The sequence below is a fragment of the Burkholderia sp. BCC0322 genome, assembly GCF_902833045.1.
Lineage (GTDB): Bacteria > Pseudomonadota > Gammaproteobacteria > Burkholderiales > Burkholderiaceae > Burkholderia.
In genome coordinates this window covers 51,576-75,511 of the sequence record NZ_CADFDU010000010.1, presented here as the reverse complement: position 1 = coordinate 75,511, position 23,936 = coordinate 51,576, and the positions used below count along the sequence as shown (strand labels likewise).

General features: G+C 68.9%; 18 protein-coding genes, 1 pseudogene and 2 riboswitches. Of the genes and pseudogenes, 7 read left to right on the top strand and 12 right to left on the bottom strand.

From position 1 onward, the window contains the following. Positions 1 to 70: 70 nt before the first annotated feature. Genes HWX39_RS24990 through HWX39_RS24985 form a run of 3 tightly spaced genes read right to left on the bottom strand, consistent with a single transcriptional unit; the run spans position 71 to position 3,808 of the window. Positions 71 to 2,557, bottom strand: coding sequence for a DUF5682 family protein (locus HWX39_RS24990; RefSeq protein WP_175970482.1), 2,487 nt, complete (start codon positions 2,555 to 2,557; stop codon positions 71 to 73). 10 nt (positions 2,558 to 2,567) lie between these two features. Further along, positions 2,568 to 2,693 (bottom strand): hypothetical protein, encoded by a 126-nt coding sequence (locus HWX39_RS36690; RefSeq protein WP_279613110.1) that lies wholly within the window; start codon positions 2,691 to 2,693, stop codon positions 2,568 to 2,570. 8 nt (positions 2,694 to 2,701) lie between these two features. Then, entirely contained in the window at positions 2,702 to 3,808 is a 1,107-nt protein-coding gene (locus tag HWX39_RS24985; RefSeq protein WP_175970481.1) for an AAA family ATPase, read from the bottom strand. Positions 3,809 to 3,940: 132 nt separating this feature from the next. Here HWX39_RS24985 and HWX39_RS24980 point away from each other — a divergent pair. Together HWX39_RS24980 and HWX39_RS24975 are read left to right on the top strand one after the other, a co-directional pair. Further along, a pseudogene (locus tag HWX39_RS24980) lies at positions 3,941 to 4,126 on the top strand (VOC family protein); the annotation flags it as partial. Between the two features lie 40 nt (positions 4,127 to 4,166). After that, positions 4,167 to 4,745, top strand: a complete 579-nt coding sequence (locus HWX39_RS24975; protein ID WP_175970480.1) for a hypothetical protein — start codon at positions 4,167 to 4,169, stop codon at positions 4,743 to 4,745. Positions 4,746 to 4,780: 35 nt separating this feature from the next. Here HWX39_RS24975 and HWX39_RS24970 read toward each other — a convergent pair whose 3' ends face one another. From HWX39_RS24970 to HWX39_RS24945, 6 genes are all read right to left on the bottom strand, one after another. Next, the gene (locus HWX39_RS24970; protein ID WP_175970479.1) at positions 4,781 to 5,689 is read right to left on the bottom strand and encodes an ABC transporter ATP-binding protein; all 909 of its coding nucleotides are present in this window, start codon (positions 5,687 to 5,689) and stop codon (positions 4,781 to 4,783) included. A gap of 45 nt (positions 5,690 to 5,734) precedes the next feature. Continuing rightward, positions 5,735 to 6,709 (bottom strand): ABC transporter permease, encoded by a 975-nt coding sequence (locus HWX39_RS24965; protein WP_175970478.1) that lies wholly within the window; start codon positions 6,707 to 6,709, stop codon positions 5,735 to 5,737. Between the two features lie 64 nt (positions 6,710 to 6,773). Next, positions 6,774 to 8,681, bottom strand: a complete 1,908-nt coding sequence (gene atzF / locus HWX39_RS24960; RefSeq protein WP_175970477.1) for an allophanate hydrolase — start codon at positions 8,679 to 8,681, stop codon at positions 6,774 to 6,776. Then, positions 8,678 to 12,268 (bottom strand): urea carboxylase, encoded by a 3,591-nt coding sequence (gene uca, locus HWX39_RS24955; protein ID WP_175970476.1) that lies wholly within the window; start codon positions 12,266 to 12,268, stop codon positions 8,678 to 8,680. The genes atzF and uca overlap by 4 nt, the downstream gene beginning before the upstream one ends. A gap of 127 nt (positions 12,269 to 12,395) precedes the next feature. Continuing rightward, positions 12,396 to 13,052, bottom strand: coding sequence for an urea amidolyase associated protein UAAP2 (locus HWX39_RS24950; protein ID WP_175970475.1), 657 nt, complete (start codon positions 13,050 to 13,052; stop codon positions 12,396 to 12,398). An 11-nt stretch (positions 13,053 to 13,063) separates the two neighbouring features. Continuing rightward, entirely contained in the window at positions 13,064 to 13,819 is a 756-nt protein-coding gene (locus HWX39_RS24945; RefSeq protein WP_175970474.1) for an urea amidolyase associated protein UAAP1, read from the bottom strand. A 57-nt stretch (positions 13,820 to 13,876) separates the two neighbouring features. Continuing rightward, a riboswitch (guanidine-I (ykkC/yxkD leader) is annotated at positions 13,877 to 14,010 on the bottom strand. A 432-nt stretch (positions 14,011 to 14,442) separates the two neighbouring features. Continuing rightward, positions 14,443 to 14,564: riboswitch (guanidine-I (ykkC/yxkD leader) on the top strand. 137 nt (positions 14,565 to 14,701) lie between these two features. Between HWX39_RS24945 and HWX39_RS24940 the strand changes: the two genes are divergently transcribed. The 5 genes from HWX39_RS24940 (at position 14,702) to HWX39_RS24920 (ending at position 18,705) form a co-directional block, all read left to right on the top strand. Further along, entirely contained in the window at positions 14,702 to 15,724 is a 1,023-nt protein-coding gene (locus HWX39_RS24940; protein WP_175970473.1) for an ABC transporter substrate-binding protein, read from the top strand. A gap of 85 nt (positions 15,725 to 15,809) precedes the next feature. Beyond that, on the top strand, positions 15,810 to 16,226 hold the full coding sequence (locus HWX39_RS24935) for a hypothetical protein (RefSeq protein ID WP_175970472.1): 417 nt from the start codon (positions 15,810 to 15,812) through the stop codon (positions 16,224 to 16,226). A 90-nt stretch (positions 16,227 to 16,316) separates the two neighbouring features. After that, a complete protein-coding gene (locus HWX39_RS24930) occupies positions 16,317 to 17,513 on the top strand; it encodes a porin (RefSeq protein WP_175970648.1) in 1,197 nt (398 codons plus the stop codon). 389 nt (positions 17,514 to 17,902) lie between these two features. Then, the gene (gene pal, locus HWX39_RS24925) at positions 17,903 to 18,394 is read left to right on the top strand and encodes a peptidoglycan-associated lipoprotein Pal (RefSeq protein ID WP_175970471.1); all 492 of its coding nucleotides are present in this window, start codon (positions 17,903 to 17,905) and stop codon (positions 18,392 to 18,394) included. A gap of 149 nt (positions 18,395 to 18,543) precedes the next feature. Next, positions 18,544 to 18,705, top strand: a complete 162-nt coding sequence (locus HWX39_RS24920; RefSeq protein ID WP_175970470.1) for a hypothetical protein — start codon at positions 18,544 to 18,546, stop codon at positions 18,703 to 18,705. 84 nt (positions 18,706 to 18,789) lie between these two features. Here the strand turns inward: HWX39_RS24920 and HWX39_RS24915 are convergent, their stop codons facing one another. From HWX39_RS24915 to HWX39_RS24905, 3 genes are read right to left on the bottom strand one after another with little or no spacing between them, the layout of a single operon-like run. Next, complete coding sequence (locus HWX39_RS24915; RefSeq protein ID WP_175970469.1) at positions 18,790 to 20,049, bottom strand: cytochrome c; 1,260 nt, start codon at positions 20,047 to 20,049, stop codon at positions 18,790 to 18,792. Continuing rightward, positions 20,046 to 20,687 (bottom strand): (2Fe-2S)-binding protein, encoded by a 642-nt coding sequence (locus tag HWX39_RS24910; protein ID WP_175970468.1) that lies wholly within the window; start codon positions 20,685 to 20,687, stop codon positions 20,046 to 20,048. The genes HWX39_RS24915 and HWX39_RS24910 overlap by 4 nt, the downstream gene beginning before the upstream one ends. Then, positions 20,684 to 23,560: a molybdopterin cofactor-binding domain-containing protein gene (locus tag HWX39_RS24905; protein ID WP_175970467.1), complete on the bottom strand. Its 2,877-nt coding sequence runs from the start codon at positions 23,558 to 23,560 to the stop codon at positions 20,684 to 20,686. Before HWX39_RS24905 ends, HWX39_RS24910 begins: the two co-directional genes overlap by 4 nt. Between the last annotated feature and the right edge of the window lie 376 nt (positions 23,561 to 23,936).

Sequence of the window (23,936 nt, the reverse complement as noted above, 5' to 3'; positions counted from 1 at the left end):
TGCCGTGACGGCGCGACATCGTGGTGAAGGAACAAGCAGCCGCGCGCGTGGCGGCTCGTCGATCGGTGAGTCACGACGCCTCCGGGTCGGGCGTGAGCCCCCAGCGACGCAGGCGACCCAGCACCTGCGCCTCGATGCGCGCGGCGTGCGCGGCCTCCTCGGGCGATGCGTCGTTCGCGTGCCGCTCGGTCAGCACGCGTCGCGACAGGTGCGTCGCCTGGTGCAGCGCGAGCACTTGATCGGCGAGCCGCCCGCGCTCCTGCGGCGGCAACCACGCAAACGCGCCGCGCAGCCCCGGCAGCGCGAGCACGAAATCGGCGTCGTGGAGCGCGCGCACGGTCGCATCCATGCCCGCGACGAACGCTGGCGCGCTCGCCAGTGTCTCGCGCGCCAGCGCAAGCAAGCCGCCGAGCGCATCGCCGAGCGCGGCCGCCGGCATCGCCTGCAGCAGCGCCATTGCGTCGCCGATGCCGGCGACGGGTTGACCGTCGTCGGTACCGGCATGCGCGGCGAGGCCGAGCAGGGCCCCGAGCGCCGCGCCGCGACTCGCGGGTGCTGCCGCCGTATCGGCCGCCTTGCGCCGCCAGACCGCCAGCGCGCGTAACGGTTCGATCGCGAGTGGCGTGTGGGCATCAGCATCCGTGGCGGCCAACACGTCGGCCACGATCCGGCGCAGCGCGACGTGCCCCCGCACATGCGCGTCGAGCTCCGCCGGCGCCAGCGCGGCGGCCGGCTCCAGCAACCATAGTGCGCGATCGAAACCGGCCTCGACGACGATCCGCAACACCGGCGCATCGTTCATGCCGAGCAGATCGCCATGACGCAGCAGCATATGCAGGTTGCCGAGCGCGGGTGCGAGCGACTCGAAGCGCTGCTCGCGCACGACCGCATCACGCAGCGTATCCAGCAATGTGTCGCTCAGCGCCGCCAGGCCGGCCCACGCGGCGCGGTTCAGGCCATCCGCGAGCGGCGCGATGCGGCCGCCAGCCTGACGCAATTCATCCTCGAGCCGCGCGCGCGCCGCGTCGGACAGCGTCGCGCCCCACGCGCCGGCTTCGATCAGCGCCGCCTGCTGCTCGAGCGGCTCGCCGAGTTGCCAGACCTCGTCGCGTTCCCCCGACATCGCAAGCTGCGCACCCTGGCGGCGCACGATGCCGGGTACCCGCAGCAGCGCCAGTCGGTGCAGCACGCGGCTGCGCGCACGCCCTTCGCCGGTCAGCAGGTCGAGCGTCAGCGTGCCGCGCAGCACGATGCCGAGCGCGGCCAGTTCGTCGCGCACCGCGGCGACGAGCGGCGGTTGCGGCGTGCCGGGCGCCAGTTCGCCCGCGACGTCGCCGGCCAGCGCATCCATCGCCTCGACCAGCACCGGGTCGGTGCCGGCCCGCAGCGGCCCGCGATAAGTCCACGGCAGCGGCGCGTCGAGCGCATCCTTCACCAGCGCGCCGGCCAGCGCGTCGAGCCAGTCGCAACGCAGCGGCCGCGCATGGCCGCGCAGGCGCGCCAGCCCTTCGGCCCGCACGTGCACGGCGATCAGGTCGGCTGTCGATACCGGCAGCTTGCGCGTGCGCAGCCGCTGCATCACGTTCTCGAGCACCCGCCGCGCGGCCTCTTCGGCACCGTGCGCCCAGACCCACTGGTAATAGGCCGGCGAAGGCATGCCCGACGCGTAGCCTGCGAATGCGTCGAGGCGCTTGAACGTGTAAGGCACGAGATAGGAACCGTAGCGGGCGCCGTGCGCGGCCTCGTCGACGGCATGCGAATCCGCATCGAGCACGCAGGCGTCGTTCGACCGTTCGTCGGGCACGGTGCCGGCACCATCGTCGATCGAGCCCGGTTCGGGTGTCTCGGGCAACGCAGCCGGCAGCGTGCGCCAGAGTCGCGCCAGCGCCGGCGCGTGGTAGCCGCCGCAGACGACCAGCACGTCGTCCGCCTGCCCGCCGGCTTCGGCGACCGCCCACGCGATCCAGCGCGCCATCATCCGTTCGCGCGCCTGGTTGCCGAGCGAACCCGGATCGTCGTCGCGCAGATGCGCGAAGTAGGTCGACAGGCGTCGCGCGAGTTCGTCCAGCGCGTCGGGCGTATCGCCGACGTCCTCGAACAGGTGGTCCCACAACGCATCGCGGCCCTGCACGGCAAGTGTGTCCGCCAGCGCGCGCTCGTAGGTGTCGGCGCGTGCCTCGTGTTCGGCGTCCGCGACATCGGCATAGCGGTTCTCCAGCCGCGAGAACGCCGTGTGCCACGCGGGCAGGTCGATGAAGCGAACCGTCGCGCCGACTTCGCGCCCCGCCTGCAAGGCCTGCCATTCCGGCGAATGTTCGGCGAACGGGGTCCACGAGCCGTAATGCGCGGCATCGCCGGACAGATAGCTGTAGATCGCGATCGGCAGGCGGTGCGGACGATACAGTTCGTCGAGCCGGCCGTTGAAATCGGCCGGCCCTTCGATCAGCACGTAACGCGGCCGCCGCGCACGGATGCGCTCGACCACCAGCCGAGCGCAGGCGGGGCTGTGATGCCGGATGCCGACGATGTGAGGTGCGCCGGACGTGTCGGTCTGCATGCGGCGCCCGTCAGTCGACGTCGATGCATGCGGCGCCGCCGATGGCGCCCGACCTGACCTGGTCGCCGCGCGCACGGTGCGCGCCGGGCACGACACGTCCCGGCCCCGGCATGTCGCCGTGAACGGTTGCGTTCATGTCGCGCGTCACGGCAGACGGTGGCGTGCCGCGTAGTACGCACGCCAGTGCGCCCCTTCGCGGCGTGCGGCCTTCTGTTCGAAGTAGCGACGCAGCTTCGCACGATCGTCGGCGTTGTCCTTGACGACCGTGCCGGCGATGCAGTCGACCAGATCCTGCGGCGACCCTTCGCGCTGCTCGAGAAACCATGCGCGCACCCCGACCGCGTGCGCGACGTTCACCGCTTCGGCCGTCGACATCACCGCCGTCAGCCGATCCATCGCGCCGTCGCTGCCCGCCGCGTCGCCGGCCCCGCCGCGCAGATCGCGGAACGTGGTGACCAGCAGTTCCAGCACCGGCTGCGGCACCGCCGCCGGAATGCCGCTGCCGGCCAGCAGGCGCGCGCTGGCTTCGCGCACGAGCGCGAGTTCGCTGTCGAAATCGAGAATCGGGAACACGGTTTCGAAATCGAAGCGCCGCTTGAGCGCAGCGCTCATCTCGTTCACGCCACGGTCGCGCGTGTTCGCGGTCGCGATGATGTTGAAGCCCTCGCGCGCATACAGCATCCCGTGTTCGCCGTGCAGTTCGGGCACCGCCATCACGCGGTCCGACAGCATGCCGAGCAGGCAGTCCTGCACCTCCAGCGGCGCACGCGTGATTTCCTCGAAACGAACGATCTTGCCGTCGTGCATGCCCTGGTACAGCGGCGCGGGCACGAGCGCGCGCGGGCTCGGCCCTTCGTTGATCAGCAACGCGTAGTTCCAGCCGTACTTGATCTGGTCTTCGGTGATCGATGCGCCGCCCTGGATCGTCAGCGTCGACGTGCCGCTGATCGCGGCCGCCAGCAGCTCGGAGAGCATCGATTTCGCGGTGCCCGGCTCGCCGACCAGCATCAGCCCGCGGCCGGTGGCTAGCGTGACGAGCATGCGCTCGATGCTCGCGATCGGCGCGACGATCTTCGGCGCAATGCCGAGCGCACGATCGCCGGCAATGAATGCGCGGGCGGCCGTCAGGCTCAGTTGCCAGCCCGGCGGACGTGGTTGGCCGCCATCCTGCGCCTTCAGCTCGGCGAGCTGATCGGCATACAGGACTTCAGCAGGCGGACGCTGCACTGCATGCGGTTGAGACTGAGCCATGTCTGCTTCTTCTTGTCTTGTGATCGCGGTCGGGCTCGAATGCCCTCGGAGCGCGAATTATATCGCCGCGCGCGAGGTCACGATTCGGCGAATCGGTTTTTGTCATCTCGCGGCCGGATCGCAGGAACAGGCGCCATTGCGGCCGGCGCGCAACTGACACGCGCGATCCAGGACCCGTTCTACGGCGAGCGTTCCGGCAAGATCCGCGACCCGTTCGGTTACGATTGGCTGATCGGGCATACGATCGAAGCGGTCGACCCCGAAGAAATGCAGCGGCGTTATACGGCGCTGCTGTCCGGCGACCCGCAGAAAACCTGAACGGCGCACCACGCGCCGGTCGAGCACCCCGACATTCGCGATGCACTATCACCCCGACGACATCCGCCGACTCTACCGGAGCGTGCCGACGCTGCTGCTGAACCGCCCCGCGCCGGCCGAACGATTCCTGGCCGCTGCCGTCGCGACCGGCGCCGAACTCGGGCACGTGCTGCGCGACTACCCGCAGGTTCGCTACCAGCCGCTCGACTTCCACTACCAGTGCCAGCAAAGCCTGTCCGTGCTCGACGACGCACTGCTGGCCGACCTCACGTGCGACATGCCCGTTGGATGGCGCGGCGCGCAGTGGGCCGCGCTGTTGATCGCGTTATCGGGCGACGCGCGCCATCTGCCGCGCCTCGACGAAGCCAGGCGCCATCGCGGCGTCGAGTGGACCGCCGAGCTTGCCGACGCCGCCGTCCGCCCGGAAGCCTCGTCCGCCGGTTTTCGTTGCTGCCGGCTGATCGTCGACCTCCGGACCCAGCTCGCATCGCTGCCGCGTGTCGCCGTGCGCCTGCGACAGCCGTCGCCGCCGGAAATCGCCGCGGCTAGGGCGGCGGCCGTCCGAGCCGCGTATCGCCGCGGCGATGTCGCGACGGCGCTGGCGATCGCCCGCGCCTAGACACGCAGCGACCGTCCAGCCGTTTTCATCACGGCTTACTCGACGTTGTCCGATACATCCGTCATGCGGATCATGTGCGGCCTCACGCCGTCGTCCGTTGTCACCGCCTCCTTCGGATGGATCAGCGCCTCGAGCCGCGCCTTCGTCGCGACGAACTCGGGCGTATTGACCTGCGAATAGTCCCGCGGCCGCGGCACGGGCACCTCGATCAGTTCCTGCACCGCCCCCGGATTCGCCTTCAGCACGAGAATCCGGTCCGCCAGAAAGATCGCCTCGTCGAGGTCGTGCGTGATGAACAGGATCGTCACGTCGATGTTGCGCCAGATGTCGAGCAGATGCGTCTGCATCCTCGCCCGCGTCTGCGCGTCGAGTGCGCCGAACGGCTCGTCCATCAGCAGGATGCGCGGACGGTTCGCGAGCGCGCGGGCAATCGCCACGCGTTGCTTCATCCCGCCCGACAGCTGGTGCGGGTACACATCCGCGAAACGCGTCAGCCCGACGAGATCGAGCCACTGCAGCGCTTCGCGCTCGGCTGCGCTGCTGCTGCTGCCATTCATCCGGAGGCCAAACATCACGTTCTTCTTCACGGTGAGCCACGGGAACAGCGTATAGCCCTGGAACACCATCCCGCGATCGGCGCCCGGCCCCTGCACCGGCTTGCCGTCGAGCAGCACCTCGCCGCTCGTCTGTGCTTCGAGCCCCGCGAGGATGCGGATCAGCGTCGACTTGCCGCAGCCGGACGGGCCGATCACGCACACGAATTCGCGCCGGTACGTCCGGAAACTGATGTCGTCGAGTGCGACGCACTCGCCTTGCGGTGTCGCGAAACGCTTGCCGACATGACGCACGTCGAGTATTACGTCGCGGGTTTTCAGGCGCGCGAAACGCTCGCGCACGGCGTCGGACTGCATCAGGTAATCGGGAACGGTGCGCGGGTTCTGCATGATGGCCTCTGCGGAAATCGGTCGATGGGTGAGCGGCAACGGGCGTCACGCTTTCAGCGTGCGATCCCACGGAAACAGCCTGCGGCCGAGCAGCCCGAGCACGATGTCGGTGCCGAGGCCGATGATCCCGATCATCAGGATCGCCGCATAAACGTTGTCGAAATGCTGGTAGCGCGCCTGCTGGCTGATGTACCACGTGATGCCCGAGCTCGTGCCGACGAGTTCGGCGACGATCAGGTAGGTCCAGGCCCAGCCGAGCAGGATGCGCTGGTCGCGATACAGGTCCGGCAGCACGCCGGGGATCACGACGTGCGTGAGCAGCTTCAGCTTCTTCGTGCCGAGCGTCATCGCGGCCTCGAACAGCCCGTATTCGAGCTTGCGCGTCGTGTTCGCGATGATCAGTACCTGCTGGAAGAGCGTGCCGATCACGATGATCGCGACCTTCGGCGCATCGTAGATGCCGAGGATCGCGACCATCAGCGCACCGAACGCCGGTGCGGGCAAGTAGCGGAAGAACTCCAGGAACGGCTCCTGCAGCCGTGCGAGCACGCTGAAGGTGCCGCAGACGATGCCGAGCGGCACGCCGATCGCGGACGAGATCACGAAGCCCCAGAAAATGATCCGGATGCTGTGCCACAGACTCTCGTGCAGCCAGACGCCGTCGCGGGATGCCGGCGGTGTCGTGAACGCGGTGTAGAACGCGCGCAGCACCTGGTGCGGCGCGGGCAGGTAGACCGGGTTCGCGCGCACGCCTTCGGGCACCGCCGCGTGGGTCGCTCGCGCATGCGCCAGTTCATCCTCGAACACGTCGCGGTCGATCTGCATGCCGGTCTGGAAATAATCGACGCTGCCCGGGTTCGTGATGCGCATTTGCGGATGCCAGATGAACGGCACATAACTGATCAGGCACCAGACGGCGAACGGCAGCAGGAAGGACGCCACGCCGAGCGTCCATTTTCCGCGTGTCGTCAGCTCGCGGCGCACGGCCAGCCATTCGGTCGGGTTGCGGGTCATGGGCATGAAAATCTCCGTATCGTTTCAGGTGCCGGTCGCGCGCATGCCGGGGCGCCGCGCGACCGGGCGTTCATTGCGATGCACCGCGCGCGGCGCTCGCGCGGTAAGCGCGCCAGCCGCCGAAGTGCGTGATGTCCTGCGCGCCGTCGAGCGCCGCGCTTTCACACAGGAAGCCCTGCACCCGAGCGCCGTCCGCGAGCGCCAGCGTGCCGATGCCGAGCGGGCCGGCAATGCCGGCGACGAAGCCGCCGTAAGCGTCAACCGGCATCTCCCAGATCTCGACCGCGATCGACGCGCCGCCGTCCCGCACACGCACGAGGCCCGGCTTGGCGACGCCGCCGGATACAGCCGCTGACAGCGCGTAGAGACGATAGGCGGGCGCTGTCGTCGTTGAGGCGACGAGACGTCCGCCTCGCTGCGTGAGCTGCCAGTTGAGCGGCTCGCCGCGCAGGTGCGCACCGACGACCGCCACCCGCACGACGCCGGACGACGCGCCGGGCGCCGACGCCGTCGTTGCAAACGCGTCGCCGCCAACGTCCGCCGGAGAACCGTCACATTCGGCTGCGCCGCTGCCCCGTTCGTGAGCGTCACCCCACGCCTGCGCAAGATCAAGCAACCGCGCGTCGTCGTGCGCGCGCCCGACGAACGTGATGCCGAACGGCAACCCTGCATGCCGCCCGGTGTCGCAGCGGCCGGCGGGCACCGCGATCGCCGACAGGTCGAGCAGGTTGACGAAGTTCGTGTAATAGCCGAAACGCGAATTGACGCCGATCGGGTCGGCTTCGAGTTCGTCGATGGTCGCCGTCGTCGCCGAAGTCGGCATGACGATCGCGTCCAGTCCGTTCCATGCGCGACCGGCCTCGACGCGCAACGTCGCGAGCGTGTCGAACGCGGCGAACGCATCGGCCGCGCTGAAGCGCGCCGCGCCGCCGACGATTTCGCGGATCACTGGATGCAGCGCATCGGGCTCCCGCGCCGCGAAGGCGCCGATCGCGGCGAGCCGTTCGGCAACCCACGGGCCTTCGTAAAGCAGCCGCGCGGCAGCCAGGAACGGGCTGAATTCGATCTCGACGATCCGCGCGCCGGTCGCGCGAAGGCGCTCGAGCGCGGCGCGCCACGCCGCGCCATACGATTCGTCGCCGAAGAATTGCAGCTGATCGGCGCGCGGCGTGCCGAAGCGCAACTGCCCGAACGGTCGCGCCGGTTGCGCGCGCAGCCCGTCCGCGCCCAACAGCGGCTGCCATGCGCGTCCGTACGGATCGCCGTCGGTCACGCCGTGCGCGGCGGCGAACACCGCCCGCGCGTCGGCCGCGGAATGCGCGAACACCGACACGCAATCGAGCGACCGGCAGGCCGGCACGACGCCGAGCGTGCTCAACACACCCCTGGTCGGCTTGAGCCCGACGAGCCCGTGGAACGCCGCCGGCACACGCCCGGAGCCGGCCGTGTCGGTACCCAGGGAGAACGACGCGACACCGAGCGCCACGGCCACCGCCGACCCGGAGCTCGAGCCGCCCGACGCATGGCGCGGATCGAGCGCATTGCGGCACGCGCCATAAGGCGAGCGCTGGCCCGACAACCCGGTCGCGAACTGGTCCAGGTTGGTCTTGCCGATCGGGATCGCACCGGCCGCGATCAGCCGCTCGACGACGGGCGCGCTACGCGCCGGCGTGTACGCGTAGGCCGGGCAGGCGGCCGTCGTCGGGATGCCGGCGAGGTCGATGTTGTCCTTGATCGCGAACGGCACGCCGTACAGCGGCAATGACGCGAGGTCGCGCCCGGCCAGCGCGTCGGCATAGGCCGTCATCTCTGCCTGCGTCAGCGGCCGGATCCATGCATGATGCGGATCGCCCGCGGCAAAATGCGCGGCGATCGCGTCGACGAGCGCGTGCGGCGTCAGGTCGCCCGCCGCATAGCGCGCACGCAGCGCGGCGATCGAGCGGACCCCGGGCACGATCGAACGTTCGGTCGTGCTCATGCGACCTCCTCGGCGGCGCCCGCCTTCATCACCATCAGCCGCTGGCCGGCGACCACCGTCGCGCCCGGCGCGCAATCGATCGTCTCGATCGTGCCGTCTTCCGTCGCCGTCACCGCGACCTCCATCTTCATCGACTCGACGATCGCGACGACCTGCCCCTCGGTCACACGCTCACCGGCTTGCACCAGCACCTTCCAGAGGCTGCCCGAAACGTCCGCGGCAATCGCGCGCTGCGTATCGGCGAGCACGCCGGCTTCCCGCGCGGCGTCCGCGTCGCCCGGTGCCGCGTCGCCGACGTATTCGGCATGCCCGGCCACCCGCCACCGTTCGCGCTCCGCTTCGAACGCCGTCTGCTGCGATGCCTTGAATGCGGCGATCGAATCCGCCTCATCGCGCAGGAAACGGTTGTATTCCCCGAGATCGAATACCGATTCCTCGATCTTCAGCCCGGCGCGCCCCGCGACGAAATCCGCGCGCAGTTGCGCCAGTTCCGCCTCGCTGACTTCGTAGAAGCGAATCTCGTCGAAGAAGCGCAGCAGCCACGGCTTGCCGGCTTCGAACGCTCGCGTGGTCCGGTGACGATTCCACATCTGGACGGTGCGGCCGACGAACTGGTACCCGCCGGGACCCTCCATCCCGTACACACACAGATACGCGCCGCCGATGCCGACCGCGTTCTCCGGCGTCCAGGTGCGCGCGGGGTTGTACTTCGTGGTGACGAGCCGGTGGCGCGGATCGATCGGCGTCGCGACGGGTGCGCCGAGGTACACGTCGCCGAGCCCCATCACGAGGTAGCGAGCGTCGAACACGATGCGCTTCACGTCGTCGATGCCGGCGAGTCCGTTGATGCGCCGGATGAACTCGATATTGCTCGGGCACCACGGCGCATCGGGCCGTACCGACTGCATGTAGCGCTCGATCGCGACACGCGTCGACGGATCGTCCCACGACAGCGGCAGGTGCACGATGCGGTTCGGCACGCGCATGTCGGCGACGTCCGGCAACGCGCGTTCGGCCGCCTGCAGATGCGCGAGCAGCGTATCGAGCGGCAGTGTCCGCGGGTCGAACTGCACCTGGAGCGAACGGATGCCCGGCGTCAGGTCGAGCATGCCCGGCAGACGGTGCGCATCGAGCCAGCACATCAGCGCATGCACGCGAAAACGCAGGTTCAGGTCGAGCACGAGCGGCCCGTATTCCACCAGCACGTTGCGGTCGCCCGAGCGCCGGTAGACGACGCCGATGCCGCCGCCGGCCGACGGGTCGCGATGCAGCACGCACTCGTGCGGCGCGCCGGCCGGCGCCGGGCGCGCGACGGCGTCGGCGGCAGGCCCGGGCGACACGCGGGCGCGCACGAACTGCACGGTATCGCCGGGCCGCAATTGGCCGAGCTTCCACAATTCGTCATGCACGACCGTCACCGGACACACGAAGCCGCCGAGGCTCGGGCCGTCCGGGCCCAGGATCACCGGCATGTCGCCGGTGAAATCGACCGCCCCGATCGCATACGCGTTGTCGTGGATGTTCGACGGATGCAGGCCGGCCTCGCCGCCGTCCGAGCGCGCCCATTGCGGCTTCGGGCCGATCAGCCGGATGCCGGTGCGGCTCGAGTTGTAATGCACCGTCCACTGCGTGCGGTACAGCATCGCGATATCGTCCGGCGTGAAGAAATCCGGCGCACCGTGCGGGCCGTCGAGCACGCCGAGCGTCCACGCGTGCGTCAGCGCCGGAAGGTCGGCCGCGGCCAGCGTGGCGCCCGGGTCGCCGCGCCCGGCTTCCGCGTCCAGATGCAGCACGTCGCCCTTGCGCAGCGCACGCCCTGCATGGCCACCGAACTGGCCGAGCGTGAAGGTCGCCTTGCTGCCGAGATAGTCGGGCACCTGCAGCCCGCCTTTCACGGCCAGGCATGCACGCACGCCGGCGCCCGTCACGCCGCCCAGCTTCAGCACCGCGCCTGGCCGCGCTCGCAGCACCTGCCAGAACGGTGCGGTTACGCCATCGAGCGCTGCCGCGAACGGTGCGCCGCCGAGCACGAAGAGCGTCTCGGCGTTGAAGCGCAGCGTCGCACCGACCATCGTGAACTCCAGCCCGGCCGCGTCGCGCGCATTGCCGAGCAGCGCGTTCGCGAGCGTGAAGGCTCGATCGTCCATCGGCCCGGACGGCGGCACGCCGACGTTCCAGTAGCCGACGCGCCCGGGCGTCTGCTGCACGGTGGTCTGCACGCCGCCGTCGAGCACGTCGATCGTGTGAGGCGCGAACGCGAAGCGCGACAGGAAGGCCGTCGTCGATGCGCCGCGCGCGAACGTGTCCGAACCGGCAATCGCGCGCAGATAGTCGAGGTTGGTCTCGATGCCGTACAGCTCCGTGCGCGCCAGTGCGCGCCGCAGCGCGGCCAGCGCGTCGCGACGCGTATCGCCATGCACGATCAGCTTCGCGAGCAGCGGATCGTAGTACGCGCTGATCTCGGTGCCCGCCTCGATCCATCCGTCGACGCGCACGTCGTCCGGAAACGCCACGTGCGTCAGCAGCCCCGCACTCGGCAGGAACTGCTTGTGCGGATCCTCCGCATAGAGCCGCACCTGGATGCTCGCGCCACGCGGTGCAACGGCGAGCGTGTCGAGCGGCGGCAGATCGCCCTCCGCCTGCAGGATCATCCATTCCACGAGATCGATGCCCGTCACTTCCTCGGTCACGCAATGCTCGACCTGCAGCCGCGTGTTCACCTCGAGGAAATAGAACCGGCGCGTATTGGCGTCGAACACGAATTCGACCGTGCCGGCCGACGCATAGCCCACCGCGCGGGCAAGCCGCACCGCGCTCGCGTGCAACGCGGCGCGCTCTTCGTCGGCCAGGCCCGGCGCGGGCGTTTCCTCGATCACTTTCTGGTTGCGACGCTGCACCGAGCAGTCGCGTTCGCCGAGCGCGATCGCATTGCCGCGGCCGTCGCCGAAGATCTGCACTTCGATGTGCCGCGCGTGCTCGACGAATTTCTCGAGATACACGCCCGCATGCGCGAAGTTCGCGGTGCCGAGCCGCACGACGGAATCGAACGCTGCTGCGAGCTGCGCGGCGTCGCGGCACAGGGACATGCCGATCCCGCCGCCGCCCGCGGTGCTTTTCAGCATCACCGGATAGCCGATCGCGTCGGCTTCGGCGAGTGCCGTCCGTACATCGTCGAGCAGGCCCGTACCCGGCAGCAGTGCGACGCCCTGCGCAGCGGCGAGTTCGCGCGCGGTGTGCTTGAGCCCGAACGCGCGCATCTGGTCGCCGCGCGGCCCGATGAAGCGCAGGCCCGCGGCTTCGCATGCGTCGGCGAAACCGGCGTGCTCGGACAGGAAGCCGTAGCCGGGATGCACGGCTTGCGCGCCCGTCTCGCGCGCCGCGGCGAGAATTGCCGCGACGTTCAGGTAGCTGTCGGCCGCCGGCGCGGGGCCGACCCGCACGGCTTCGTCGGCGAGCGCCACATGGCGCGCATCGCGATCGGCGTCGGAGTAGATCGCGACCGACGCGATCCCGAGCCGCTTCAGCGTGCGGATCACGCGGCATGCGATTTCGCCGCGGTTCGCGACGAGGACTTTGTCGAATCTCATGGTGCCTCCCGCCGGGCTGCCCCAAGGCAGGCAACCGCCCCCGTGGGAGGCAGCGAACGTGTCGGCCCGGAGTCGCGCTTCGGCGCGTACGCCGGCCTCATGCAAAGCAAGCGAGCGTGGAGGGTGTTCATTCGGCCTCCCAGATCGTGAGGCGTACGGGCGTCGGGTTGTACCCGTTGCACGGGTTGTTGAGCTGCGGGCAGTTCGAGATCAGCACCGTGACGTCCATCTCCGCGCGCATCTCGACGTACTTGCCCGGTGCGGAAATGCCGTCCTCGAAGGTCAACCCGCCGAGCGGCGTGACGGGCACGTTCATGAAGAAGTTGACGTTGCCGACGAGGTCGCGCTTGGTGAGCCGCGCGCCCGCGCCGCACGTGCAGTGCGCGATCGCGTTGAGGAAGCTGTCGCGGCAGTTGTGCATGTGCCGCTTGTCGAGCGCATAGCGCACGGTATTGCTCTCGGCCGCGCACGCGCCGCCGAGCGTGTCGTGACGGCCGCAGGTATCGGCGACGATCGTCACCATCGGGTTGCCCCGGCTCGACAGCAGCACGCTGCCCGCGCTCAGGTACAGGTTGCGCTGTGCGCGGATGGTGTCCTGCGCGCTGTAACGCTCCTCGGGGTCGTCGGACCGGTAGAACAGCGTGTCGACGGCCTGATTGCCTTCGAGGTCGAGGATGCGCAAGACCTGCCCGCGCTTCAGGTCGCGCAGCCACGGTTCGCCCGCGTTCAGTGTCATGTCGTGGATCGCATCGCGCGAATCGAGACGGCTTTCGATGATCGGCATGGCTCGGCTCCTTACGCAAACAGGCGATCGGTGTTGGCGAAGCCGCGCATGTTCTCGGCGCACGCGCGCCGGCACGGGTCGTCGTCCGGTGCCGCGCCGTCCGCTGGATACGCGCGGTACACGATCAGCTTCACGGCCTTCGGCGCGTAGTCCGCGCGCGGATCGAGCGGATGCGGCGCCGTCGAGAACGCCGCCAGCGTGTTCATCTCGAAGCGCAGGTCGAGGGCGCTGCCGGCCGGCGAGTGTCCGGCGACGAAGTCGAGCGCGCCGTCGTCGCGCGTGTCGAGCTTGCTGAAGAAATTGACGTTCGCGACGAGGTCGCGCGCCGACAGCCCGTATTTCGCGAGTTCGAGCACGAGACTGTCCCGGCCGTTGCGAATCATCGCGTTGCGATCGACCTGGTACGACGTCGTGCCGTACTTGTGCGCGAACAGCCGCGCATCGCCGACGCCGCCGAGCGGGTCGTGCCAGCCGAGCGTGTCGGCCGTGATCGACGCAATCACGCGCCCCATGTCGGTGTACAGCGCATGGCCGCGCGTGAGATGCGCGGTGTGCTGCGCCTTCAGCGTGTCGGCCATGTTGTAGCGTTCGAGCGGGTCTTCCTGGCGATGAAACACGGCAGACAGGTTGGCGCCGCCGTCGACATCGACGACGCGCAGCGCGAGACCGCGGCGCAGGATGCCGGACCAATGGGTTCCGGCGGGAATGAGCGTTTCCCACACGACGTGTGGCGGCGGGGCAAGGACGGCTTGGGGGCTCGGCGACATGGCGGCTCCGTGGTCGGTTGGACAAAAAGCGTGAGAGGGCGACCGAACGACATCGCGACCTCCCGGGCTTTTATCCCTCCGTGGAGCCTCGCCGTTTCCTCGACTCGAGGAGAAGACAAGACCGGATTGCTCTCGGACCAGCCATCGCACGGCGCGAACGCCGCACGACCGGAACCCTAGCGATCCTGAAGATGATGCAAATTGCTTCGCACCTCTCGGGCATCGGATAAGCGAGTTGCGTGCCAGCGTATGCGCAATCGCCGCGCCGTGCGGCTTTCCGGCATGCGCGCATTGACGAGCGCTGCGCCGGACGCGGATGGCTGCCCTCGCGGCGGGCGCGCCGCGCACCATGCAAACGCGCTCCCGCACCGGCGCAGTGCGCGCCGCGCCCGCCGACACGACACGATCGTCGATGGCATGGGCATTGCTCGATGCCTGCACCTTCACTCGTGACGCGACACTTCATGAACAAGCTCGACCTGCTCCGGCGCGCGCTGAGCGCGCTCTTCTCCGTGCGCTTCATCGAACTGCAGCGCGCATCGCGCCGCCGCTGAGCCCGCCCGTCGCGTGCCGTTGGCACGCTTCTCGCTCGGCATGACGCCGAGAGGTGCGGCGGCGTCGCATCTTAGGGGTGCTAGGGTTCCGGTTCATCGAACGTCTGGTCCGAGAGCAGCCCGGCGCGGATTCGTCCGGTCGCGAGACCGGGCGCGCACACGCTACACGGCGGGACAAAAGCCCGGGAGATTGGCGATGGCAACGGCCGTCGCGCCTCTCCGTGGCCGCTTCATTCGTTCCGCATCCGCAGGAACCGGCCACGCGGCCGGACCGTGCACTGGCATGGTCCGTATCGACGATCCCGATCCCGGTCTCCTGGAGAAAACGATGACCCGCCCCGCCCTGGCGCTGCGCCGCCTGCTGTCCCGCCGTTCCGTCCGTCACGCATTGGGGGCCGCCGCCACGGCCGCCACGCTGCTCATGACGCCCGCCGCGCACGCGGCAGCACCGCTCAAGATCGGCTACAGCGACTGGCCCGGCTGGGTCGCGTTCCAGGTCGCGCTCGACAAGGGCTGGTTCAAGGAGGCCGGCGTCGATGTCGATTTCGAATGGTTCGATTACTCGGCATCGCTCGACGCGTTTTCCGCGGGCAAGCTCGACGCGGTCGCGGCGACGAACGGCGACGCGCTCGTGACGGGCGCGGCAGGCGCGAAGAACGTGATGATCCTGCTCACCGACTACTCCGCCGGCAACGACATGATCGTCGCGAAGCCCCCGCTGCGCAGCGTCGAGGCGCTGAAGGGCAAGAAGGTCGGCGTCGAACTCGGTCTCGTCGATCACCTGCTGCTCGAAACCGCGCTGCAGAAGCACGGGCTGAAGGACGGCGACGTGACGCTCGTGAACGCGAAAACCAACGAACTGCCGCAGGTGCTTGGTTCGTCGACCGACATCGCCGCGGTGGCCGCGTGGCAGCCGAACGCGGGCGAGGCGTTGAAGCGCGCACCCGGCGCACGCGCGATCTTCACGTCGGCGGATGCGCCGGGGCTGATCTACGACGCGATCACGGTCGCGCCTGCAAGCCTCGCCGCGCGCCGCGCCGACTGGGCCAAGGTGATCAAGGTCTGGTATCGCTGCGTCGCGTACATCAACGACCCGAAGACGCAGGCTGACGCCGTCCGGATCATGTCCGCACGCGTCGGCCTCGCGCCGGAGCAATACCTCCCGCTGCTGAAAGGCACGCACCTGCTCGACGAAGCTGCCGCGAAGCGCACGTTCCGCAAGGGCGACGGGCTCGATTCGATCTACGGCTCGACGCGCAACGCGAATGCGTTCAACGTGCGCAACGGCGTGTACAAGCAGTCGCAGGACGTCGACGCGTATATCGATCCGCGTCTGGTGATGCCGCATTGACGGGCGCGGGGCCGGGCTTCAGGCGCCGGCCCCGCGCGCGCATACACGTGCATCCTGCTGTTGCCGCCGCACCGCATCTGCATCGATGCGCGGCAGCGTCGGGGGGCGGAAGCCCCGGCGCCGCCGCGCCGAAGAACGGCCCGGTACAGGGCTGCCGGAGCGGTATCGCGCGATCGGCCGCGAACATCGCGTGCCCGTCGCGGCCGAGCTGCGACTCGGCGATGAGGCCACCCTGCCCGCTCCCGCGTCAAGCACGTCGAACCCGATCCGCACGACATCGCGGCGCAATGTGTCGATCGGTCTCGACGTCATGCCACCGCGCGGGCACGCGCGTCGACGCATCGAAATAGCGGCTTGGGTCGGCCATGGCATCGGGATCGCCAAGCGTGCCCGAGTACGTCGACGGCCGGCCGCCGCGCCCGCCGCCCGAACATCGACCCGCCTCCGCCTCGCCGCGATTCTGCTCGATTTCGCAGAGGACCTTTCCTGTGCAACGCCTTAATCGACCGGCGCACGATCTCCAATAATGGCCGCTCGATCCGCCGGCCGCCGGGCCGGGAAAACGATAAAAACTCCTATGTATTCCTACAAGATGAACCATCACGCCAGCACTCGACTCGCGGGGACCGCCATTGCCACCTGCCTGACCGCCCTCGCGTCGGGCGGCGTACACGCACAGAGCAGCGTGACACTGTACGGCCTGATCGACACGTCGATCACCTACGCGACCCATCAGCGCACGCACGGCGCCGGCTCGCCGGGCAGCGGCGCCGTCGCGATGACGAGCGGCGCATTGAACGCGGCGCGCTGGGGGCTGCGCGGCCGCGAAGATCTGGGTGGCGGGACGGCCGCGGTCTTCACGCTCGAAAACGGCTTTTCGGGCACCACCGGCGCGCTGTCGCAGAAAGGCGTCGACATGTTCGGCCGCCAGGCATGGATCGGCCTGAGCTCGAAGACGGCCGGCACGTTCACGTTCGGCCGCCAGTACGACCTGATCCTCGATTTCGTGACGCCGCTCGGCGCGTCCGGCCCCGGCTGGGGCGGCAACCTCGCGGTGCACCCGTACGACAACGACGATTCGAACCGTAACCTGCGCATCAACCACGCGGTGAAGTACACGAGCCCGACATACCGCGGGCTGACGTTCGGCGCGATGTACGGGTTCTCGAACACGGCCGGCCAGTTCTCCAACAACGCGGCGTGGAGCGCGGGCGTGTCGTATGCGAACGGGCCGCTGAAGCTCGGCGCCGGCTACCTGAAGATCAGCCGCGACCGCAATGCGCCGAACCCGAACGGCGCACTCAGCACCGTCGACGGCTCGGCGACGATCACCGGTGGCAACCAACAGATCTGGGCCGCGGCCGGCCGTTATGCATTCGGGCCGCATTCGGTCGGCGCCGCGTGGTCGCACTCGACCACCGACGGCGTGACGGGCGTGCTACAGGGCGGCGGCATCGCACCGCTGAAGGGTGAATCGCTGGTGTTCGACAATTTCTCGGTCGACGGGCGCTTCTTCGTCACGCGCGCATTGAGCCTCTCGGCCGCATACACGTACACGATGGGCCGCTTCGACACGCGCACCGGCCAGACGCGCCCGAAATGGAACCAGGTCGTGGCGCAAGCCGACTATGCGCTGTCGAAGCGCACCGATGCGTATCTCGAAGGCGTCTACCAGAGCGTGAGCGGCGGCAACGGCAATCCCGCGTTCAACGCGACCGTCTGGACGCTGACGCCGTCGGCGAACAGCAACCAGGTCGTCGTCGCACTGGGGCTACGGCACAAGTTCTGACGGCGCAACGCTGCCGCGCCGACCGCGCAAGGCACGCATTCCCGCACCGCCCGATCCTCATGCCCCGAGCCGAAAAGGCCGCGCCCGTGCGCGGCCGTTTCGCCGGGGCATCGCCCGCACGGAGCACGGAGGCAAGAATGCCGCCGGGCTGTCGCGCCGGCGCAAAAAAATGCGGAGAAACTGGTCACACTGTGACATTTTTCCTACTCTGTTTGCAGCGACGCCGGGTTTTGGCGTTCCGGCCGCGACACTCTTTCATATGGCGCACCACCGGCTTACGAACATGATTCACGTCATGGCGCCGGACCTTTCGCGCCGTTGCGGCCGGATACGGATGTGCCGATCGCACGCCCCACGCGTTCAACGCAGTCAACCGCAGGAGACGAACGATGAGCAAAACGAACCGATTTGCGGTCCTGGCAACCGTGGTACTGCTAGCCGGTTGCCACCACGCGGCCAAGACGCCCGAGAATGCCGGCATGGCGCCGACGCCCTCGAGCGAAGCCGTCGCAACGGTGACGGCCGACGAGCTCAACAATCCGAACGGCCCGCTCGCGAAGCGCAGCATCTACTTCGATTTCGACCAGTACTCCGTCAAGCCCGAATACCAGTCGCTACTGCAGGCGCATGCCGATTACCTGCGCAGCCATCCGGCCCGGCACGTGCTGATCCAGGGCAACACCGACGAACGCGGCACGTCCGAGTACAACCTCGCGCTCGGCGAACGCCGTTCGCAGGCCGTGATGAGCGCGCTCGAAACGCTCGGCGTGCAAGCCTCGCAACTCGAGGCGGTCAGCCTCGGCAAGGAAAAGCCGGTCGCGCTCGGCCACGACGAGGATGCGTGGGCACAGAACCGCCGCGCCGATCTCGTCTATCGTTGATCGCGGGCCGCCGCGACGGCGGCCTTCGCTTCGGTATCCGCAACAGGCATGGAATAAACGGCCCGCCCGAAACGTTTCGTCAGCGCGCAGACGCACGGTTCACGTGAGCCGGCCCTTCGCGCGGCCTGCGCGTGGCAAGGAGGCGGAACATGAAATCGGCAACGTTGGCCGCGGCGCTGATCGCCGCGCTGGTGCTCGTGCTGTCGGCGGGATGTACGTCGTCGGGTAGTGGCCCCGCGCAGGGGCCGGGCATGAGCCGGTATGGCGGCGGCTCGGGAGGCAGCGGAGGCGGAGGTGGCAGCGGCTACTGAAGAAGCGCCGCAAGAAGTCGGGCGACGCGTCGCGCGCGAGCACCGGAAACCGGCTGAATCGCACGCGACGCCCCGCGGCACGACTTAACGCATGGCCTTCACGTCGGCCGGCGTGACGCTCGCGCTCTGGCCGCCCCACGTCGCACGCAGGTAGTTCGCGAGCTGCGCGAGTTCGTCGTCGCTCAGCGTAGGCGCGAAACCGGGCATCGGCTGCAGGTTCTCGAACCCGGCAAACTTCTGCTCGCCGATGCCGTCGAGCATCGCGACCAGCAGGTTGCGCGGGTCGCCCTGGCGCACCGTCGAATTGCCGTTCATCGGCACCGCCACGTGCGGCTTGCCCTCGCCGTTGAAGCCGTGGCAGCCCGCGCAGACCGCGAGATACACCGAGCGGCCGGCCGCGAGTTGCGCGGCGTCGGCCGACACCGGTTTCACCGGCTGCGGCGCGGGCGGCGTATCGCCCAGCAGGTACACGGACAGCGCGCGCAGGTCGTCCTTCGTCATGTACTGCGTGCTCAGGTGCACGACCGGGTACATTTCGCCGAATGCCGAGCCTTGCGGGGCGATGCCGACGCCGAAGAACGTCTGCAGGTCGGCGCCCGTCCAGCCGCGCGCGGCCAGGCCGGCCGGCGTGATGTCGGGCGCGGCCACGCGGCCGAGCGCGGCGCCGGCGAACGGCTTCGCGCTGTCGAGCTGGCCCGTGAACGCGCGCGGCGTATGGCATTCCGCGCAGTGGCCGAGCGCCCCCGCCAGATAGCGGCCGCGCTGCCAGTCGGCGGACTGGCCGGCCGAGGCATCGGGCAGGCTGTCCTTCAGGAACACCATGTCCCAGAAGACCATTCCGAAACGCAGGTTGTACGGGAACTTCAGCTCGTGCTCGCGGTTTTCCTGCGCGACCGGCCTGACGGTCTTCAGGTATGCGTACATCGCGTCGGAATCGGCGCGCGTGAGCTGACGGTACGACGTGTACGGCATCGACGGATACAGGCGCTTGGACCGAGCCTTGCCGTCATGCAGCGCGGCGTAGAAATCGTCCGCGCTCCAGCTGCCGATCCCGTGATCCTTGTCGGGCGTGATGTTCGAGCCGTAGAACGTGCCGAACGGCGATTCGAGGGGCGCGCCGCCGGCGAACGGCGCGCCGTCCTTTGCGGTGTGGCACGCCGCGCAATCGGCGGCCTTGACGAGATAGCGGCCGCGCGCGATCGGGTCGGCGCCAGGCGCGCCGGACGCCGCGTTCGAGGCCGGTGCGTCATGGCCGCCGCACGCAGCGAGCAGCAGCGCGCAAGCCGCGGCGAGCACGGGGAAGCCCGCTGCCCGCGCGACACGATGAGCGAATGTGCGTTTCATGCGGCGTCCTTCACGAGTCCCGGCGTCGTCAGCACCACGTCCTTGACGGCTTCGTAGTAGCGGACATAGCCCGTGCAGCGGCAGAGGTGCGCGTCGAGCGCTTCGGTGATCGTGCGCTCGACGTCGGCCTTCGCAATCGGCTCGCGCTTCAGGCGTTCGATCAGCACGGTTGCCGCATTGACGAAGCCCGGCGTGCAGTAGCCGCACTGGAAGCTGAAGTGCTCGAGGAACTTCTGCTGGATCGGCGACAGCTCGACCACTTCGCCCGCTTCGTTGCGCTTCGCGTGGCCTTCGATCGTGCGGATCGAGCGGCCGTGGAAGAAGTGCGCGCCGGTGATGCAGGTGCGCATTTCCTCGCTCGTGCCGTCCGGCTTGTCGACGATCACGACACAGGCGTGGCAGATGCCCTGCCCGCAGCCGAGCCGCGAACCGGTGAGGCCCGCGTATTCGTGCAGGAACTCGATCATCATCAGCCCTTCCGGCACCTGCATCGGGCCGACGGACTTGCCGTTGATATTGATCGACAGCGGCTTCGACTGGAACCGGACGAGCGGACGCTCGACGGCGGCCGGAGCCGATGCCGGCACTGCCGGCGCCGGGGCCGATGCGGCCGAAGCCGCGGGTTGGGCGGTCGTCATGCGAGCACCTCCTGAATCTTTTGCGGGGTCACCGGCAAGTCGGTGAAACGATGGCCGATCGCGTGCGCGATGCCGTTCACGATCGCGCCGACGACGGGAATCATCACCACTTCGGCGACGCCCTTCGGCGGATCGGTCTCGGACAGCGGCGGCAACACGTCGCCCGTCTGCGTCCAGACGGCGACGTCCGACGCGCGCGGCAGCTGGTAACGGTTGAAGTTCCACGTGCCGTTGCCGGGGCCGTCTTCATACAGCGGCAGGTACTCGTGCAGCGCGTGGCCGATACCCATCGCGAGACCGCCCTGCAACTGGCCCGACACGAGCTGCGGCGAAATCTGGTTGCCGCATTCCATGATCGAGTGGTGCGTGAGCAGCTCGACCTTGCCGGTCGCTTCGTGCACGGTCAGTTCGACCAGCGTGCCGACCGCCGTGTAGTACGTGACGGCCGCGTTGTTGCGGCTCGTCGGCGGGATGAACACGCGCTTGCGGTCCAGCACGCGGTAGCCGTTCGCGGTCGGCGCCAGCGTGCCGTGCATCGCGGTCGCGCCGGCCGGTGCGGCGGTGCCGGGCACCGGGCCGTCGTCGCCCGTCTTCGGCGCGCCGACGCGCAGCGACAGCCCGTCGATCGGCAGACGTTCGACCGCGCCGCCCACTTCGAACTCGGCGTCGGTCCACTGCCAGCGGTTGAACACGTGCACGACGGCGCCGGTCGGCAAGCCGAGCGCATGCGCCTGCTTCGCGAGTTGCTCGAACGACAGCGGCTCGAGGCCGTCGGCGGTCAGCTTGCCGTCGACCCAGCGCGCGTCCTCGATGCGGATCGTGTACGGCGCCGCCTGGCCGCCGCCGAGGCCGCGCGTCCAGATCGACATCGCGGCCGGCCACAGGCCGTAGCGGAACACCGCGCGCGCGGCTTCGCGCGTGCTGTGCGTGAAGTAATACGCGGAGTTCGTCGCGCTCGACGGCGACGCATAGTTCGGCGACCAGCGCGGGTTCGCGCTCAGGCGATCCTGGTCGGCCTGCGACATGAGGTACGGATCGCCGCTGGTCTCGACCGGCAGGTCCGGCCACTCGGCCACGGCCACGCGCACGTCGGTTGCCGGGCGGCCCAGCCATTTCGCGACCGCGACGGCCTGCGACGTCGACATCCCGGTGCCGATCTCGGCCGCCGTGTGCTGCAGCGACACCTTGCCGTTCTCGTCGAATTCGACCTTCGCGAACGACGCTTCCGCGCCCGTGCCGAAATCCTTCTGCACGCAGGCGAAGCCGACGCCGTAGCGCTTGCCCGGATTCGCGGCCTCGTATTCGGCCTTGCGTGCGGCGCGGTGCGTCCACAGCGGATGCTGCTTCGCGCGCTCGAGCACCTCGTCGACGCGCAGCGCGCCGGCGGGAATCGCACCCTGCGTGTTCTTCATCCCCGAACGCAGCGCGTTGCGCAGGCGGAAATCGATCGGGTCGATGTTCAGTTGCGCGGCGATCTCGTCGACCGCCATCTCGGTCGCCGCCATGCTCTGCAGCGTGCCGTAGCCGCGTGCGGAGCCGGCATCGATCGCGCGCGACGCGATCGCGACCGCGGCGAGGTCGCTTTTCGGGAAGTAATAGATCGATTGCGCTGCCGTCGCCCCCACCATCGCGACCGACGGCGAGAAGTTCGAGCGGCCGCCGCCGTTCGCCTCGAAGTCGCCCTTGAACGACTGCAACAGGCCCGTGTTGCGGTCGACCGCGATCCGGTAATGCATCTTGAACGCGTGACGCTTCAGCGACGTCTGGAACTGCTCGTAGCGGTCGTTCGCGAAACGCACCGGGCGGCCGTCCGCGTACAGCGCGCAGACGAGGCCGTAGAACGGCACGTTGAAGTGATCCTTGGAGCCGTAGCCGACCGTGTAGCACGGATGCACGAACAGCTTCTTCACCGGGAAGCGGCACTTCGCGACCATCTCGGCCGCGCTCTGCGCCACTTCGAGCGGCGACTGGGTCGGCACGACGAGGTGCAGCGACTGCGTCGCGGTGTCGTACCAGCAGTTCGCGTTGTCCGGCTCGAGCGCGGCCGTGTCGACCGACTGCGTGTTGTACTCGCGGTCGAACACCAGCCAGTCGGCCGGCGGATGGTCGAGCTCGCCGGCGATCTGCCCGGCCAGGAACATGCCCTGCTCGTCGAGCTTGCCGTGCTCCTTGCCGTCCGGCCACACCGGCAGGTGCTTGCGCATCATGCTCGGGAAGATCGGCGCGTCCTTCAGGCTCGAATAGACGTCGTCGTCATAGGCCGTCTTGCCGCCCACCCGCACGTAGCGGAAGGTACCCCACGGATCGCGCTCGAGCGGGCCCGTGACCGCGCCGTAGCGGATCACGTCGTCGCGGAACTTGAGCGCGTTCTTCGCGAAGCGGAAGCGCGCGAAGTCGTGGTAGATGAGGATCGCGACCGCATGGCCGAGATACGCGGGCGTCTTGCCGGCCGGCAGCAACATGTCGTCGCCGTAGAACGCCGGGAACGCGACGCCGTCGCGCACGAGATCGTCGGCCGTGACCACGCGGTCCGGCTTCAGGTCGTCGCCGAGCAGCGAAAGGTCGAAGCCTTCGTACGTGCGGTCGGCCTGCGTGACGCGCAGGATCAGCGCATGCGACTGCTGCTGCGGCCAGTGCGGCATGTCGGCAGCGCGCACGTCACGGGCGAACACTTTCGAGCCCGTGACCTTCGCGATACCGTCGATGCGGAACTGGGGGATGCCGGTGACGCTATCCCATTTGACGGGGGTGAGGAGTTTTTCTTCGAAGAGCGCCGCGAACGCGCGGCTGCCAAGGGGCGCGACATACACTGCGACGCCCGCCAGCACGCTGGCTTTCAGAAAACCCCGCCGTGACAGGCCGTGGTTTTTCATTGGGGGGAACCTCCTGAGGCGGCTCGGACGGCGATCGGGTGTCGCGACGTTCGGAGCGGCGCGCATTCTGGCATTGTTTTAGATATATCGCCTATAGTATTTCCCACATGAAATACTTATTGAATTTCTTATAACGGTATTCAGCCGGGCTGCGGCAACCGGTCGCGGGATGCGATTCGTCTGCGTCGCGCACCCGTTTGCGGCGGGTTCGATCGCATTGACCGCGCTCTGTGTCTCCTGCCGTTCGCAACGATGCTGCCCCTGCGCCGGCGAATGCGCAAGACGTTCGCGGGCGTGGTCGACGACTGTCGGGCGGCGGGTTGCCGGTGCCGCCGGCCTGCCCGGGCACCCCGCGCCGCGCGTGTTTCATGGTAAT